The organism is Pseudomonas sp. 2822-17, from assembly GCF_002742485.1.
Classification (GTDB): Bacteria; Pseudomonadota; Gammaproteobacteria; order Pseudomonadales; family Pseudomonadaceae; genus Aquipseudomonas; species Aquipseudomonas cyclaminis.
The window spans coordinates 13,327-29,993 of record NZ_LJRZ01000328.1 but is presented as its reverse complement, the minus strand read 5'-3'; the positions used below and the strand labels follow the sequence as shown (position 1 = coordinate 29,993).

General features: G+C 60.1%; 14 protein-coding genes and 1 tRNA gene. 13 read left to right on the top strand and 2 right to left on the bottom strand.

Features of this window, described 5'->3' with window-relative positions:
• Position 1 precedes the first annotated feature (1 nt).
• The 8 genes from AOA60_RS08330 (at position 2) to AOA60_RS08295 (ending at position 6,984) form a co-directional block, all read left to right on the top strand.
• Positions 2–77 (top strand) — tRNA-Glu (locus tag AOA60_RS08330).
• 183 nt (positions 78–260) lie between these two features.
• Positions 261–800 carry a TetR/AcrR family transcriptional regulator gene (locus AOA60_RS08325; RefSeq protein ID WP_099584017.1) on the top strand — a complete coding sequence of 180 codons (540 nt, stop codon included), beginning with the start codon at positions 261–263 and terminating at the stop codon, positions 798–800.
• 16 nt (positions 801–816) lie between these two features.
• A complete protein-coding gene (locus AOA60_RS08320) occupies positions 817–1,650 on the top strand; it encodes an alpha/beta hydrolase (protein ID WP_099584016.1) in 834 nt (277 codons plus the stop codon).
• 40 nt (positions 1,651–1,690) lie between these two features.
• On the top strand, positions 1,691–2,125 hold the full coding sequence (locus AOA60_RS08315) for a thioesterase family protein (RefSeq protein ID WP_099584015.1): 435 nt from the start codon (positions 1,691–1,693) through the stop codon (positions 2,123–2,125).
• Positions 2,126–2,180: 55 nt separating this feature from the next.
• Positions 2,181–3,140 (top strand): tRNA-dihydrouridine synthase, encoded by a 960-nt coding sequence (locus tag AOA60_RS08310; protein WP_099584014.1) that lies wholly within the window; start codon positions 2,181–2,183, stop codon positions 3,138–3,140.
• A gap of 775 nt (positions 3,141–3,915) precedes the next feature.
• Positions 3,916–4,536, top strand: a complete 621-nt coding sequence (locus tag AOA60_RS32205; protein ID WP_143522402.1) for a hypothetical protein — start codon at positions 3,916–3,918, stop codon at positions 4,534–4,536.
• Between the two features lie 90 nt (positions 4,537–4,626).
• Complete coding sequence (locus AOA60_RS33830) at positions 4,627–5,586, top strand: hypothetical protein (RefSeq protein WP_256592811.1); 960 nt, start codon at positions 4,627–4,629, stop codon at positions 5,584–5,586.
• A gap of 114 nt (positions 5,587–5,700) precedes the next feature.
• Positions 5,701–6,984 carry a hypothetical protein gene (locus tag AOA60_RS08295; protein WP_099584011.1) on the top strand — a complete coding sequence of 428 codons (1,284 nt, stop codon included), beginning with the start codon at positions 5,701–5,703 and terminating at the stop codon, positions 6,982–6,984.
• Positions 6,985–6,987: 3 nt separating this feature from the next.
• Here AOA60_RS08295 and AOA60_RS08290 read toward each other — a convergent pair whose 3' ends face one another.
• Positions 6,988–10,266, bottom strand: coding sequence for an EAL domain-containing protein (locus AOA60_RS08290; protein WP_099584010.1), 3,279 nt, complete (start codon positions 10,264–10,266; stop codon positions 6,988–6,990).
• 65 nt (positions 10,267–10,331) lie between these two features.
• Positions 10,332–11,222, bottom strand: coding sequence for a LysR family transcriptional regulator (locus AOA60_RS08285; RefSeq protein WP_099584009.1), 891 nt, complete (start codon positions 11,220–11,222; stop codon positions 10,332–10,334).
• Positions 11,223–11,361: 139 nt separating this feature from the next.
• Between AOA60_RS08285 and leuC the strand changes: the two genes are divergently transcribed.
• The 5 genes from leuC (at position 11,362) to asd (ending at position 16,656) form a co-directional block, all read left to right on the top strand.
• Complete coding sequence (gene leuC / locus AOA60_RS08280) at positions 11,362–12,780, top strand: 3-isopropylmalate dehydratase large subunit (protein ID WP_099584008.1); 1,419 nt, start codon at positions 11,362–11,364, stop codon at positions 12,778–12,780.
• Between the two features lie 10 nt (positions 12,781–12,790).
• The gene (leuD, locus tag AOA60_RS08275) at positions 12,791–13,435 is read left to right on the top strand and encodes a 3-isopropylmalate dehydratase small subunit (protein ID WP_032888286.1); all 645 of its coding nucleotides are present in this window, start codon (positions 12,791–12,793) and stop codon (positions 13,433–13,435) included.
• A gap of 144 nt (positions 13,436–13,579) precedes the next feature.
• Positions 13,580–14,344, top strand: a complete 765-nt coding sequence (locus AOA60_RS08270; RefSeq protein WP_099584007.1) for a class I SAM-dependent methyltransferase — start codon at positions 13,580–13,582, stop codon at positions 14,342–14,344.
• A gap of 52 nt (positions 14,345–14,396) precedes the next feature.
• A complete protein-coding gene (leuB, locus tag AOA60_RS08265; protein WP_017530190.1) occupies positions 14,397–15,479 on the top strand; it encodes a 3-isopropylmalate dehydrogenase in 1,083 nt (360 codons plus the stop codon).
• A 64-nt stretch (positions 15,480–15,543) separates the two neighbouring features.
• Positions 15,544–16,656 (top strand): aspartate-semialdehyde dehydrogenase, encoded by a 1,113-nt coding sequence (asd, locus tag AOA60_RS08260; protein ID WP_032888280.1) that lies wholly within the window; start codon positions 15,544–15,546, stop codon positions 16,654–16,656.
• Positions 16,657–16,667 lie beyond the last annotated feature (11 nt).

Below are 16,667 nucleotides of genomic sequence, written 5' to 3'. Positions count from 1 at the left end.
TGTCCCCTTCGTCTAGTGGCCTAGGACACCGCCCTTTCACGGCGGTAACAGGGGTTCGAGTCCCCTAGGGGACGCCACGATTACCCGCTCTGCGGGATTTTTAAGGGTCATTCAATTATTGAATGGCCCTTTTGTTTGTCTGGCGTTTGGCCAATTCTCCCTTCACTTCCTTTCTTCCTGTTCTGACCAGTGGTCGTGACTGTCGCTTGCTAAATATTATTATGGTAATAATATTCAACCCATGAGAGTCGGAGGCTTTGATGAACGATAAAAAAGCGCAAACCCGCGAACGCATTCTGCAGGCCGCCAGCGCGGCGTTGATCCAGCGCGGCCCGGCCGAGCCGAGTGTCGGTGAAGTCATGGGCGCGGCTGGGCTGACCGTTGGTGGTTTCTACGCGCACTTTGAAAGCAAGGATGCGCTGATGCTGGAGGCGTTCAGCCAATTGCTGGCGCAGCGTCGCGCTTCAATCGACGATATGGACACCCAGCTCACCGGCGAGGAGCGTCGTACGCTGGTGGCGGCCTTTTATCTGTCGCGCAAGCACCGCGATTCAACCTCCCAGGCATGCCCGTTACCTGCAACGGTGGGCGAGATGGGCCGTCTGCCGGACGCCTTTCGCGAGGTATTGAACGAGCACGTCGAGTTGATGGCTGCGCAGTTGGCCGGCAGCCCGGAAGACACTGACAAGGCCCTGGCGGACATGGCCTTGATGGTCGGCGGGCTGACCTTGGCGCGGGCGCTCGGGCCGGGCGAGTTGTCGGATCGTGTGATACGCGCTGCCAAGTCGGCTGTGCGATAGGAAGAGGGCTCGCAGAATGGGCGCGTTAACCTGGATTCGTCGTTTCAACGGCACGCTGGGGCATGTGGCACCGCACACGGTGGCCAACAAGATGCGTCGCGCCTTCATGACCCCGCGCAAGCTGCCGCCCCGTGACTGGGAATTACCGCTGCTGGCGCAATCGGAGCGCATCACCTTGCGCTTTGGCTTGTCGGCCCTGCGCTGGGGGCAAGGTCCTGCCGTTTTGTTGATGCACGGCTGGGAAGGCCGTCCAACCCAGTTCGCCAGTCTGATCAAGGCCTTGGTCGACAACGGCTACTGCGTGATAGCCCTGGATGGACCTGCCCATGGCCGCTCACCAGGGCGTGAAGCCCATGTGCTGTTGTTCGCTCGCGCCATGCTGGAGGCGGCTGCCGAGTTGCCGCCGCTGCATGCGGTGGTTGGTCATTCCATGGGCGGCGCCAGTGCGATGCTGGCGGTGCAGTTGGGGTTGCGTACCCAGGCGCTGGTGAGCATTGCCGCCCCGTCGCGCTTCCTGGATGCGCTGCGTGGTTTTACCCGGATGGTCGGTTTGCCGGCGCGGGCACGTTCGGCGTTTATCCAGGAGGTGGAGATGACGTTCGGCATGCCGCTCAAGTACTTGGATGTGGCCCATTACCAGATGAATATCCCCGGCCTGATCGTGCACGCCGAAGACGACACCTTCGTCCCCGTCAAAGCCTCTCAAGCCATTCACGACGCCTGGTTCGACAGCCGTCTGCTGCGCCTGGAACAAGGCGGCCACCAGAAAGTGCTGGCCGATCCTCGCGTGATCGAGGCCGTGTTGACGCTGTTGGCCGGCTGCTGTCTACAGGAGCGGCAAAGCGCCTGATACACTGCCCCCGCCGACATTAATCGACTGGGAGCACCGCATGGGCTGGGATTTGGCAACGCCGTTTATCATTGATCTGCAGGTTGCGCCTGAAGACATCGACGGCCTGGGGCACGCCAATAACGCGGTATACGTGTCCTGGCTGGAGCGTTGCGCCTGGCGCCACTCCCAACGACTGGGGCTGGACCTGACCGAGTATCGCCGCCTGGATCGAGCGATGGCAGTGGTGCGCCACGAGATCGATTACCTGGCGGCCGGTTACGAAGGCGACGAGCTGCAACTGGCCACGTGGATTGTCGACTGGGACCAGCGCCTGAAGATGACCCGCCGCTTTCAACTGGTCCGCCCGCGTGACGGTGCAACCCTGCTGCGCGCGCAAACCACCTTCGTTTGCATCGAGCTGTCCACGGGCAAGCCTAAGCGCATGCCCGCCGAGTTTCTCGATGGCTATGGCCCCGCCCTGACAGCGGGTTAACGGTTGCCGTAGGAAACCCAGTAAACTGCGCCACGATTTTTGTTGAGTGTTTCCCATGCAAATTGCTTTGGCGCCCATGGAGGGGTTGGTCGACAACATCCTGCGGGACGTGTTGACCCGCGTGGGCGGTATTGACTGGTGCGTGACCGAATTCATCCGCGTCAACGACCGCCTGCTCACCCCGGCCTATTTCCACAAGCTTGCTCCTGAGTTGCTGCACGGTGCCCACACCGCGGCGGGGGTGCCCTTGCGCGTGCAGCTGCTCGGCTCCGATCCTGTGTGCCTGGCGGAAAACGCCGCCCTGGCCTGCGAGCTGGGTTCACAAGTGATCGACCTGAACTTCGGCTGTCCGGCCAAGACTGTCAACAAGTCCCGAGGCGGTGCCGTGCTGCTCAAGGAGCCGGAGTTGCTCAACCAGATCGTCGAGCACGTTCGCCGAGCAGTTCCCGCGCATATCCCGGTGACCGCCAAGATGCGCCTGGGCTTCGATAGCCCCGACGGCGCGCTGGTGTGCGCCACGGCCCTGGCCGAAGGCGGTGCGGCGCATATCGTGGTGCATGCGCGGACCAAGACCGATGGCTACAAGCCGCCAGCTCATTGGGAATGGATCCCGCGGGTGCAGGACGTGGTCAAGGTGCCCGTGTTTGCCAATGGCGATATCTGGAGCGTCGAAGACTGGCGCCGATGCCGCGAGATCAGCGGCGTAGAAGACATCATGCTCGGCCGTGGCCTGGTGGCGCGCCCTGACTTGGCGCGGCAGATTGCGGCTGCGCGGGCGGGCGAGGAAGTCGTGCAAATGACGTGGGTGGAGATGCAGCCCATGCTCCGCGAGTTCTGGACCCAGTCGGTAGCGCAGCTCACCGAGAAGCAGGCGCCCGGCCGTTTGAAGCAATGGTTGGCGATGCTGACACGCAATTATCCGGAGGCGGTGGAGCTTTTTACCGCCCTGCGTCGCGAGACCGATCTGGAGCAGGTCAGCCGTTTGCTCGGCATGCCTCATCCCGGTCGTCACTGAGTCATGTTGTAACGCTTGGGGGTGAGTTGGAGGGTGCTTCAAGCCGAGCCCTCTGTAGGGTGTTGCAAAAAAATGCTCCGTATCGAAAGAGGCGGGGCATTTTGCGTTTATGGGGGGGACAGAGCGGATTTTTATTGGGGGTTCTACCTGTTTCTTTCTTGGATTACATAAACAGATAAGGGGCTGTTTTTAGTTTGCAGAATAATTGTTTATGTAAATCTAATTATCTTCTGACATTTTATTAATATTGAGTACGTTGTCGGTTCAGACGGTTATCACTTCGTGCGCGAAATATCACAATCGGCCGCTTTACGCCGTGTGGATTTATGTCGCTGAATTGCCTGGCGGACTGTTTATTAGCGTGTGTGTCAATAGGTTGTGCATGCGAACCGCTTAATTCAGGGGCTTTGTGCGAAGGTCATGAGGCAAATTCCGAAAGTTTGGTTTGATTTCTTTATATGAGTCGCGATTTTTGGAACCCAATGGCGCTGCTGCCCACGAATATATCGGCAGCAAAGTAGTGCTGTTGTTCTAAGTCCATAAATCCATCGCCATCCCGGTCGTTAAAAGTGTCGGGTTGTGCTGAGTAAGGAACTTACTTATGTCTCTGTCGATTAATAACTCGCCTTTCGCCAAAGTTGGCACAACGCTCTTGGCGCAGTCCTCCTCTGTGACGCCTAAAATAGGCGTGAACCCGTCTCCGGGTACTTCCAATAACAATACGAGTCCCACGCCCCTACGCCACGACAATTCGCGAGCGCCACAGGGTGAGGCCATGCTGACCTCCGCGGCGTTCGCAAAGTTGTTCGACATGCTGGATATGGTGTTCAGGGCAATGCGCGAAATGCTGTCCGGCAGAGCCATGAACGCTGACCTGTCCCCTGACAAGACAAAGCTGCCAGGGAGCAAACCTGAGGCTCGCGAGCAGCCTGTAAAGCCGGATGTGGGCAAACAGCCGGTAAGGCCGGGCACACCTGGGTTACCAGTGAATCCGCAGCCAGCTGACCCCCGCACAGTTCGGCTTGATGGCCGTAAACCGGATTCGTTGCAAGTCATGCCGGCAACGCCAAAACCAGAGGTTCCCGTCACCAACGATGCCAAGGCTAACGTGCAGGTAAACGTTAGTCTCAGTCATTGTCATTGCCCTGATACGAAAGTGCGGCACACAGTTGACGTATTTCCCAGGCCTGACGCAATCCCCACGCCCAAGGCACAAGTGCTACCAACCTTGAAATCTGAGGTTACGCCACAGCCGACCCCGTCTGTTACTCCGGATATCAAGCCCACACCGCGACCGGATACACCTGTCCCGGATTTAACCAGCCCGGGTCCTGCTGATAATCGATTTGATCCAAGAGACTGGCGATTCAATCCCCGACCCAAGTTTAAGTCCTGACGTTAATTTCCCTGGTTAAACTTTTTGGCTGAGGCATGTACTTCTTCGGAATGCAAGGTCTGGAGAAGTGCATGCTCTAGGAGAACAAAAATGTCCTGTTGCTCAATTATAAATGTTGCGTACGTCGTTGATGTAAGACAGTTCGATCCCGTTGACGACTTGGGTGTCAGTAATGATAAAAGTTATCAGCCGGAGCCTCTTGAGGGTATTGCAAGTCCAAGTTCTCATGCCGCACCTGCCACACACAAGAGCGATGCAGGTGTAGGTGACCCTTCAGAAGTCTTGGCCACACTGACTGCTCTTTTTAGCTCTTTTTTCACGCAATTAATCAACTTGATTTCAGGTAATAAGGCCAAAACAGTTCTTGATACACCTACTCCGGCCCCACCGCCACGCCCGGAAGTCGCCCCAAGGGTAGTCCCCGAACCCGTGGCGCCAAGGCCCGCTGAGAATATTCCTGGCCTGTCAAACAAACGAAACGGCGCCAAGCCGGACAATATCTGGAGCGGGTTTCGCCAGGGGCCCGATGGCAACTGTGTGACGGTATCGGCCATCAAGGCCGCCATGTATCGGTTTGGGCAAAGTCCCACGGATATTTTCAGGCAGGTAACCAAAGTCAGTGAAGGTTATCGAGTTGTCATGCGTGATGGCTTTCAACTCACCCTGACAGACCGCGAACTGATCGAAGGTGCACGCGGTTCGCGCTTTGTCGGAGGCGATCAAGGGATGCTCAAGGATGCGCAGTTCCTTTTTGCCGTGAGTGCCAAGCGCGCACAAATGGAGAATAACGACCGCACGGCGGGCAGGAGTTATCAGGCGGCGGTGCGTAGCTTGAATGACGGTGAGGATGAGTCCGGACCCGGTGAGGGGTTCCTGCGACTGGGGCTGAGGCAGCACATGAAGAGGGTGTCTGTACGCGAACTTGCCGCTGGGCAATTGGGCATGTGTAACCGCACCGGGCATTCGGTGGCAGTTATCAATGGTCGCGAAGAACTATGGGGGCGACAAGGGAGGGCGCCCACCCAGGGGCACGCTGTTGCCCTGGTTTGATCTTGAGTGCGTCGATGTGGTCAGGGCCTCAGGCGTCGGTTCAGCCTAGGCTGCTCCGCGTAGCCCTGGCCGCATGAGCGACAGACAATTCTTTGAGTGTCAGGAATCCCGAAAATGAATATTTCAATGGCTGATCAGCCGGTTTTTCCGGTTGATATGGGGCATGAGGCGTTTGCACCTGTTGCTGCGGCGCGCAGCGAGGGACCGCCTGCGGATATTGCCCCGGCGTTCAACACGACTGAGCGACGGTTTGGCGAGAACTTTGATAGCAGCACGCATGCCGCAGTCATCAAATTGATGATGATGACGTTCGGTCGCCACCCTGCTGCCATGTTCAGTGAGTTGATTCGCGCCGGTGACGGCTATCACGTCACCATGAAGGATGAATTCAAGGTTCACCTGTCTGCCAGCGAGTTGGCGCAGGCGTCGAAGGCTTCGCGATTTCAGGGGGCGGATTCCGGCGCCGTAAAGGACGCCAACTTTGTGTTTGCGGCCTTTGTGAAACGCAAGCAACTGGAAGGGGGTTACTCGACGTTCGAGGCCGCTCTGGCAAAGACACTCGAAGGGGAGACGACCCAGCGGTGCCTGCAGGGCATGGGGGTTTTCGGGCTTTCTCAGTTTGTGTCGTCGGCTGACATGGCGGCCAAGGGCGCGATCGGAGTCATGGGGACCCATAACCACGGCTCCGCCTTGGTGGTGGAGGGGGTCAAACATAATTACGGTGAACGGCAGTCGGTCGATGGGGGGTATGGCTACGTGTTGTTCAACGATAAATCCGCGCCCCGCAGCGACGCCAGGACGGTGTCTCATGTGGCCACCGACGCGGCGCCTGAGCAAATCTGGAGTGGCTTTTATCAAGGCGCGCAAGGCAATTGCGTCACCGTGTCGGCGATCAAGGCAGCCATTATCCGGTTCGCGCAGGACCCCGTGGGGATCTATAAGCACATCCAGGTCACGCCGGACGGCTTTGAGGTGACGATGCGGGATTCTTTCCCGCTTAAGTTGACCCATGCTGAGCTGCGCCAGGCCACGGCGGCCTCGAACTTCTATGGCAGTGATCCCCAGTTGCTCAGTTACGCCAACTTTCTCTACGCGGTCAGTGCCAAGCGCGCGCAGATAGAGAACAACGACTTTCGGGCTCGCGAGAGTTATGAGGTGGCGCTGCAGACCCTCAATGACGGCGAATACCCCGGCGAGGCACTTCGCCGGCTGGGTCTGTTTGGTTACATCCGTGAAAGCACGGTAAAAGAGCTGGCTGACGGCGCGATCGGCACCCTGGCGGACAGTGCCCATTCGGTTGCAGTGATCAATGGCGCGCTTGATGACTATGGGCGAAAACTGGCCCTGGCTTCCTCTCGCTGGATGTCTGCGGGGATGCGGGCATTGAAGCTGGCCTGAGGGTTACTCCAGCAGCCGTCTGAACCCCTCGATCGGCAACGGACGGCTGTGCAAATACCCCTGGAACAAATGGCAGCCCAGTTTTTGCAGGAACGCCAGTTGCTCCGGGGTTTCCACACCCTCGGCAATCACCTCCAGATTCAAACTGCGAGCCATCGCCACGATGGCGCGAATGATTTCGGCATCGTTGGGGTCGTGGGTTGCGTCGCGCACGAACGATTGATCGATTTTCAGCGCATCCACTGGCAAGCGCTTAAGGTAGGTCAGAGATGAGTAGCCGGTACCAAAGTCATCCATCGCAAAGCTCACGCCGAGCTTTTTCAGGCGGCGCATCTTGTTCACGGTGTCGTCCAGGTTCTGGATCACGATGCCTTCGGTGATTTCCAGTTTCAGCAGGCTATAGGGCAACGAGTGCTGCTTGAGGCTGTGCTCTACCCGCTCCACGAAGTCGTTCTGACGAAACTGCCGAGGGCTGATGTTTACGCACAGGCTGAAGTTCAGCGGGTCGACCTTGCCGTCTTTGATCAATTGTTCGAAAGCGGCACAGGCTTCATCGAGGATCCAGGTGCCCACTTCAAGGATCAGGCCGCTGTCTTCCAGCACCTTGATAAATTCCGACGGTGACTGCGCGCCCAATTGTGGGTGCTGCCAGCGCACCAGTGCCTCTGCGCCAACGATCTTGTTGCCGCGCGCATCCACCTGGGGTTGGTAATGCACACTGAACTCGCCACGCGCCAGGGCCAGGCGCAGGTCGGTTTCCATGCGCAGGCGTTCGCTGGCGGTTTTTTGCATGCTGTTGTGGAACATCTGCGTGGTATTGCGCCCTGAATCCTTGGCGCGGTACAGGGCAATGTCGGCGCGCTTGAGTAGATCCGCCGGGGTGGTGCCGTGATCGGGAATCAACGCCACACCAATGCTCGGCGTGACCTGCAGGCGGTGCCCGTCCAGGAACATCGGCTCCGAAAGCAACTCGCGCAGGGTGTCGGCCAACGCCTGCACCTGTTTGCTGACCTCCATGCGCGAGCCATTCAGGCCGCTGAGCAGTACCACGAATTCATCACCACCCAGGCGTGCCACGGTGTCCTCCATACGCACGCTGGCTTCCAGGCGCGCGGTGACGATTTTCAGCACGGTATCGCCCACCGGGTGACCAAGGGAGTCGTTGATGTGCTTGAAGTGGTCAAGGTCCAGGAACAGCAGCGCGCCGCGTAAATTATGGCGCTTGAGCAGGGCGATCTGCTGGCTCAGGCGATCCATCAGCAGCGCCCGGTTGGGCAGATTGGTCAGCGGGTCGTGGTAGGCCAGGTGGCGGATCTGCGCCTGTGCGTTTTTCAGCAGGCTCACATCCCGCGCGGTCAGCAGCAGGCACGGAGTCTCGTTCAGGGTGATGGGCTCAACGGAGACTTCCACTGCCAGCACGTCGCCGCGTTTGTTGTGCCAGAGCATTTCCAGGTGGGTGATACGGCCCTTGATCTGCAACTCGGCCAATAGCGCCGAGCGTTGGTTTTCGTCGGCCCAGATGCCGATCTGATACAACGTCAGGCCGATGGCGTCTTCAGCGCGGTAGCCGGTGAGGCGGCAGAAGCCGTCGTTGACCTCCACATAGCGGCCGGTGTCGCGCTCGGTGATGGAAATTGCGTCAGGGCTGGAATGGAAGGCCTTGGCGAATTTTTCCTCGCTGGCCTTCAGCGCGGCTTCAGAGCGTTGTTGCTGGGTGATATCGCGCAAGGTGGTGACAATGCACGGTTGATCGCCGACCTTGATCAAGCGGCTGGAAATCATACAGGTCAGGCTCTGGCCATTCTTGTGATGCACCACCACGGCCACGTTGCTCAACGCCTGCTCGCGAATCACCCGTTCGATACGCTCCAGACGCTGGCTGGGATCGTCCCACAGGCCGATCTGGTCAGCGCTCTTGTCGATGACCTCGGCGGCGGTCCAGCCAAAGGTCTGGGTGAAGGCCGGGTTGATCTCGATAAACGCGCCGCTGTCCATGCCGGTGACGCAAATCGGGTCGGGGCTGGCCTGGAACAGGCTGGCGAATTTCTCTTCGGAGGCGCTCAGGCGTTGCTCGCGCTCGACCTGGTCGGTGATGTCGAGCAACGTCCCGGCCATGCGCAGCGGCGCGCCTTGCTCGTTGCGGTACAGGCGCGCACGGCTTTCCAGGTAGCGTGAGCTGCCGTCTTCCATGGGCACTCGATAGGTCAATTGGTAGTTGCCGGCCGGCCCTTCTCGCAGGGTGCGGTAGGCGCTGCGCATATTGTCCCGTTCCTCATCGGGCATGCCTTCGAAAAAAGCATCGAAGGATTCGTGGAACGGTTCGAACGGCAGGCCGTGCAGTTGGGCGGCGCGTGCCGAGCCGTAGAGCATGCCGCTGGGAATGTGCCAGTCCCAAGTGCCCAGTTGCGCCGAGTCCAGCGCCAGGTCGAGGCGTTCCTGGCTGTCCTTGAGTGCCTGTTCGGCATTCTTGCGTTCGGTGGTGTCGAGGAAAGTGCTGATCAGGTACGCCTCACCCTCCAACTCGATTTTTTGCGCGCTGAGGGTGCCATCGTGGACCTGGCCGTTGCTGGCGCAAAACTGCACCTCCATGCTGATGGGCTCGCCCTTGCGCTGGGTCGCCTTGATCAGTTCAGCGCGCTGCTCCGGATCGCACCACAGGCCCAGGTCCAGGGTGGTGCGGCCGATGGCGTCGCCCAGAGGCCAGCCGAAGAGCATCTCGAAATACTGGTTGGCTTCGCTGATCAGGCCGTCGGCCTGACGGGTCAGCAGCACCATGTTCGGGCACAGGTGGAACAGCGTGGCGAAGCGTTTTTCGGAGTGGCCCAGGGCGTTCTCACGTTCGCGCTGGTGGGTGATCTCGCGGATCACCCCGATCATGCGGCGTCGACCGGCTTTGTCCGGCTGCAGGCTGCCGTTGATTTCCAGCCAGTGATAGCTGCCGTCGGGCCATTGGATGCGGTGATGCATGGCCTGCTCGAACGGCTCGCCGGCCAATACGGCGTGAAAAGCCCGTACCACGCGGGCGCGATCCGATTGGGCGAGCAGGTCGAGGTAATCCAGATCCTTGGGCAACGGTTGGCGCGGGTCAAACCCAAACAGCGCCTGGGTGCCGCGTGACCAACTGATTCGTCCGGTGTCGATTTCCCAGCACCATGCGCCCAGGCGGGCCGCATTGAGGGCGGCCAGCAGTTGTGGGGCGCTGTCCCAACTCTCTTCCGCCGCCTGGGGATCGAGGGCGTAAATGCGGGGCAGGGGTGGCACGGAATCGACGGGGTTGCGCATTATCATCGGGCCTTGATTCGATGGGCAAACAGCACGGTTTTATTCAGAACCCAGGCCGCACGGCGTCATGCCGGCATTCCTGGCAGATCCACCTGTGCATCCAATAGGCTCATGAAAGCCCGCGCAGCGTTCGACAGCGTCCTTTCGGTGTGCACGATATAGCCTAGCTGGCGACTGAGTTGTATGCCCGGCAAAGCGATACTTGCCACCTGATCATCGAGCATGGTGCGCGGCAACACGCTCCACGCCAGGCCGATGGAAACCATCATCTTGATGGTTTCCAGGTAGTTAGTGCTCATCGCGATGTTTGGCGTCAGGCCCTGGGCCTCGAACAGCCGGCTGACAATATGGTGGGTAAAGGTGTTGCCGCCAGGGAAAACCGCCGGATGGCCGGCAATATCCGCCAGGCTGATAGAGCCGTTACTGATCAGGCTATGTTCGGGCGCCACCACAAAATCCAGCGGGTCGTCCCACACCGGCGTTGCGCGTACCAGGTTGTGAGGGTCCGGTGCGAGGGTGATCACCGCCACTTCGGCGCGCCCGTGGAGGATTTCTTCGTAGGCCACTTCCGAATCGAGAAACTGAATATCCAGCGCCACGTTCGGGTATTCGCGTGTGAACGTGCGCAGGATCGGCGGCAAGCGGTGCAGGCCGATATGGTGGCTGGTGGCCAATGTGAGCCGCCCGCTGACTTCGCCGGTGAGGTTGGTGAGGGCACGGCGGGTGTCGTCGAGCACGTTCAGAATCTGGTAAGCGCGCGGCAGCAGGGCGCGCCCGGCCTCGGTCAGGCCGACTTCGCGGCCCAGGCGATCAAACAAGCGCACCTTCAATTGCTGCTCCAGGCCGGCGATGCGTTTGCTGATGGCTGGTTGGGTCAGGTGCAGGCGTTCACCGGCGCCGGAAAAGCTACCGATCTCGGCGATGGCGATAAAGGCATTAAGATTGGCCAAGTCCATGGTGGTATTCCAGTTGGTAATCCAAAGCATAAAAAATATGAATTTGAGTTATTTAATGTAGCGCCATACCATCAGCCTCACAAGCCAAAGGGTTATTGAAAAGCCCGGCGCATGAAATACCGCTGATGAGGACCGACTGATGGCCGGCAAAACGCTTTACGACAAGCTTTGGGATTCCCATGAAGTGAAACGGCGCGATGATGGGTCGTCGCTGATCTATATCGACCGTCACATCATCCATGAAGTGACCTCGCCCCAAGCGTTCGAAGGCCTGCGACTGGCGGGGCGCAAGCCTTGGCGCGTCGACTCGATCATTGCCACCCCGGACCACAACGTGCCGACCACCCCTGAGCGCAAGGGCGGTATCGACGCCATCGTCGACACCGTGTCGCGCTTGCAGGTACAGACCCTCGACGACTATTGCGACGAATATGGCATCACCGAATTCAAGATGAATGACGTGCGTCAAGGCATCGTCCACGTGATCGGCCCGGAGCAGGGTGCCACCTTGCCGGGCATGACCGTGGTCTGCGGCGACTCCCACACATCCACCCACGGTGCCTTCGGCGCTTTGGCCCACGGCATCGGCACCTCGGAGGTCGAACACGTGTTCGCCACCCAGTGCCTGGTCGCCAAGAAAATGAAGAACATGCTGGTCTCGGTCGAAGGCACCTTGCCGTTTGGCGTGACCGCCAAGGACATCGTGCTCGCCGTGATCGGCAAGATCGGCACCGCCGGCGGTAACGGCCATGCCATCGAATTCGCCGGCAGTGCGATTCGCGACCTGTCCATCGAAGGCCGCATGACCATCTGCAACATGTCCATCGAAGCCGGTGCCCGTGTGGGCATGGTGGCGGCGGACGAAAAGACCGTCGAATACGTCAAGGGTCGTCCTTTCGCCCCGGCCGGCGCTGATTGGGATGCCGCCGTTGAGGCCTGGAAGGACCTGGTCTCCGACGCCGATGCGGTGTTCGATACCGTGGTCGAGCTCGACGCAGCCCAGATCAAGCCGCAAGTCAGCTGGGGCACTTCCCCGGAAATGGTCCTGGCCGTCGACCAGAACGTGCCGGACCCGGCCCAAGAGGCCGATTTGGTCAAGCGCGGCTCCATCGAGCGCGCCTTGAAGTACATGGGGTTGAAAGCCAACCAGGCAATCACCGACATCCAGTTGGATCGTGTGTTCATCGGTTCCTGCACCAACTCGCGGATCGAAGACCTGCGCGCCGCCGCGGTGATCGCCAAGGGCCGCAAGGTAGCCTCGACCATCAAGCAAGCCATCGTGGTGCCGGGTTCTGGCTTGGTCAAAGCGCAAGCCGAAGCCGAAGGCCTGGACAAGATCTTCCTCGCAGCCGGTTTTGAATGGCGTGAGCCGGGCTGTTCGATGTGCCTGGCGATGAACCCGGACCGCCTGGAGTCGGGCGAGCATTGCGCGTCGACCTCCAACCGTAACTTCGAAGGGCGTCAGGGCGCTGGTGGGCGTACCCACCTGGTCAGCCCGGCCATGGCCGCTGCCGCTGCCGTCAACGGTCGTTTCATCGACGTTCGCGAATTGATCTGAGGAATACCCGATGAGAGCTTTTACCCAACACACAGGTCTTGTCGCGCCGTTGGACCGTGCCAACGTGGACACCGACCAGATCATCCCCAAGCAGTTCTTGAAGTCGATCAAGCGCACCGGTTTTGGCCCGAACCTGTTCGACGAGTGGCGCTACCTGGACGTGGGCTATGCCTACCAGGACAACTCCAAGCGCCCGCTGAACAAGGACTTCGTGCTCAACGCCGAACGTTACCAGGGTGCCAGCGTCCTGCTGGCCCGGGAAAACTTCGGTTGCGGCTCCAGCCGTGAGCACGCGCCGTGGGCCCTGGAAGAATATGGCTTTCGCAGCATCATCGCGCCGAGCTACGCCGATATCTTCTTCAACAACAGCTTCAAGAATGGCCTGTTGCCGATCATCTTGACCGACGAAGAAGTCGACGAGCTGTTCAAGCAAGTCGAAGCCGACGTGGGCTACCAGCTGACTGTCGACCTGGCCGCGCAAACCGTGACCCGTCCGGATGGCAAGGTGTATCACTTTGAAGTGGATGCGTTCCGTAAGCACTGCCTGATCAACGGCCTGGATGATATCGGCCTGACCTTGCAGGACGGCGATGCGATTGCAGCGTTTGAGGCCAAGCACCGGGCTAGCCAGCCTTGGTTGTTTCGCGATGCCTGATTTGCGGTAACCGTGCGGGCCCCATCGCGGGCAAGCCCGCTTCCACAGTTGACCGAGTTGTTCAGGAGAACACCGATCGATGTGGGAGCTGGCTTGCCTGCGATAGCGCCCGTACAGCCACCCCAAAACCCAAGGAAAACCACCATGACCAGCACCGCCCACACCCAAATCGTGCAAAAACAATTCGGCGAACAGGCCTCTGCCTACCTCAGCAGTGCCGTGCACGCCCAAGGCAGCGAATTTGCGCTGCTCCAGGCCGAACTGGCCGGGCAGGGCGGTGCACGCCTGCTGGACCTGGGCTGCGGCGCCGGTCATGTCAGCTTTCATGTGGCGCCGCTGGTTAAAGAAGTGGTGGCCTACGACCTGTCCCAGCAGATGCTCGACGTGGTGGCCGCCGCTGCGCAAGATCGCGGCTTCACCAATATCAGCACTGTCAACGGTGCCGCAGAACGCCTGCCGTTTGCCGACGGCGAGTTCGACTTTGTGTTCAGCCGCTACTCGGCTCACCACTGGAGCGACCTCGGCCTGGCCCTGCGTGAAGTGCGTCGCGTGCTCAAACCGGGCGGCGTGGCGGCCTTCGTTGATGTGTTGTCACCGGGCAGCCCGCTGTTGGACACTTACCTGCAAACCGTCGAAGTACTGAGGGACACCAGCCACGTGCGCGATTACTCTGCTGCCGAGTGGATGCGTCAGCTCAGCGAAGCCGGTCTGCATGTGCGCAACAGCAGTCGCCAGCGGCTGCGCCTGGAATACACCTCGTGGGTCGAGCGTATGCGCACGCCGCAAGTCTTGCGCGCCGCGATCCTGGAGCTGCAACAGGCGATGGGCCAGGAAGTGCGTGACTATTACGAGATTCAAGCCGACGGCACCTTCAGCACCGACGTGCTGGTGGTCTGGGCCGAGCGCTAGTTATTTTTCCCGACCTGCCCACGGGCGGGTCGCTTGATGAAATGAGGAACCCATGAGCAAGCAGATTCTGATTCTCCCTGGCGACGGTATTGGTCCGGAAATCATGGCCGAAGCGGTCAAAGTACTGGAACTCGCCAACAGCAAGTACAGCCTGGGCTTCGAACTGAGCCACGACGTGATCGGCGGCGCAGCCATCGACAAGCACGGCGTGCCCCTGGCCGACGAAACCCTGGACCGCGCCCGTGCCGCCGACGCCGTGCTGCTCGGCGCCGTGGGTGGTCCGAAGTGGGACAAGATCGAACGTGACATCCGCCCTGAGCGCGGCCTGCTGAAAATCCGCGCGCAACTGGGCCTGTTCGGCAACCTGCGCCCGGCGATCCTTTACCCGCAACTGGCTGATGCGTCGAGCCTCAAGCCCGAAGTGGTCGCGGGCCTGGATATCCTGATCGTGCGGGAGCTGACCGGCGGTATCTATTTCGGCTCGCCACGCGGTGTGCGTGAGTTGGAGAATGGCGAGCGTCAGGCCTACGACACCCTGCCATACAGCGAGAGCGAAATCCGTCGTATCGCCCGTGTCGGTTTCGACATGGCCCGCGTGCGTGGCAAAAAGGTCTGCTCGGTGGATAAAGCCAACGTACTGGCGTCCAGCCAACTGTGGCGCGAAATCGTCGAAGAAGTGGCCAAGGACTACCCGGACGTCGAACTGAGCCACATGTACGTCGACAACGCCGCGATGCAACTGGTGCGTGCGCCGAAGCAGTTCGACGTGATCGTGACCGACAACCTGTTCGGCGACATCCTGTCCGACCAGGCGTCGATGCTCACGGGCTCCATCGGCATGCTGCCGTCGGCGTCCCTGGACACTAACAACAAGGGCATGTACGAGCCTTGCCACGGTTCGGCGCCGGACATCGCGGGCCAGGGCATTGCCAACCCGCTGGCGACCATCTTGTCGGTCTCGATGATGCTGCGCTACAGCTTCAACCTGAGCGATGCGGCGGACGCGATCGAGAAGGCCGTGAGCCTGGTGCTGGACCAGGGTTTGCGCACGGGCGACATCTGGTCGCAGGGTTGCACCAAAGTCGGTACGCAAGAAATGGGCGACGCAGTAGTCGCCGCGCTGCGGAATCTGTAATCTCTCGGGCCCGCTTGCAGTTGTTGCTGCAAGGCGGCCCACTTTTTAACAAGGTGTAGTTGCGATGAAACGTGTAGGTCTGATCGGTTGGCGCGGTATGGTCGGTTCCGTGCTCATGCAGCGGATGCTGGAAGAGCAGGATTTCGATCTTATTGAGCCGGTGTTTTTCACCACGTCGAACGTGGGTGGCCAAGGGCCGTCCGTGGGCAAGGATATTGCCCCGCTCAAGGATGCCTACAGCATTGACGAGTTGAAGACACTCGACGTGATCGTGACCTGCCAGGGTGGCGACTACACCAGCGAAGTCTTCCCGAAACTGCGCGAAGCCGGCTGGCAGGGTTACTGGATCGACGCCGCGTCGAGCCTGCGTATGCAGGACGATGCGGTGATCATCCTCGACCCGGTGAACCGCAAGGTCATCGACCAGCAACTGGATGCGGGCACCAAGAACTACGTCGGCGGCAACTGCACCGTCAGCCTGATGCTGATGGGCCTCGGTGGCCTGTTCGAAGCGGGTCTGGTCGAGTGGATGAGCGCCATGACCTATCAGGCGGCCTCCGGTGCCGGCGCGCAGAACATGCGTGAGCTGATCAAGCAGATGGGCGCGACCCACGCTGCAGTCGCCGATCAACTGGCCGACCCGGCCAGCGCGATCCTCGACATCGACCGCCGTGTGGCCGAAGCCATGCGCAGCGACGCCTACCCGACCGAGAACTTCGGTGTGCCATTGGCTGGCAGCCTGATTCCGTGGATCGACAAGGAACTGCCGAACGGTCAGAGCCGCGAAGAGTGGAAGGCCCAGGCCGAAACCAACAAGATCCTCGGTCGTTTCAAGAGCCCGATCCCGGTCGACGGCATCTGCGTGCGCATCGGCGCGATGCGCTGCCACAGCCAGGCGCTGACCATCAAGCTGAACAAAGACGTGCCGATCGCTGATATCGAAGGGCTGATCAGCCAGCACAACCCGTGGGTCAAGCTGGTGCCGAACAACCGCGATATCAGCATGCAGGAGCTGAGCCCGACCAAGGTCACCGGCACCCTGAATGTACCGGTTGGCCGTCTGCGCAAGCTGAACATGGGCAGTCAGTTCCTCGGCGCCTTTACGGTTGGCGACCAGCTGCTGTGGGGCGCGGCTGAGCCGTTGCGTCGCATGCTGCGGATTTTGCTGGAGCGTTGATCGCTTGAGGC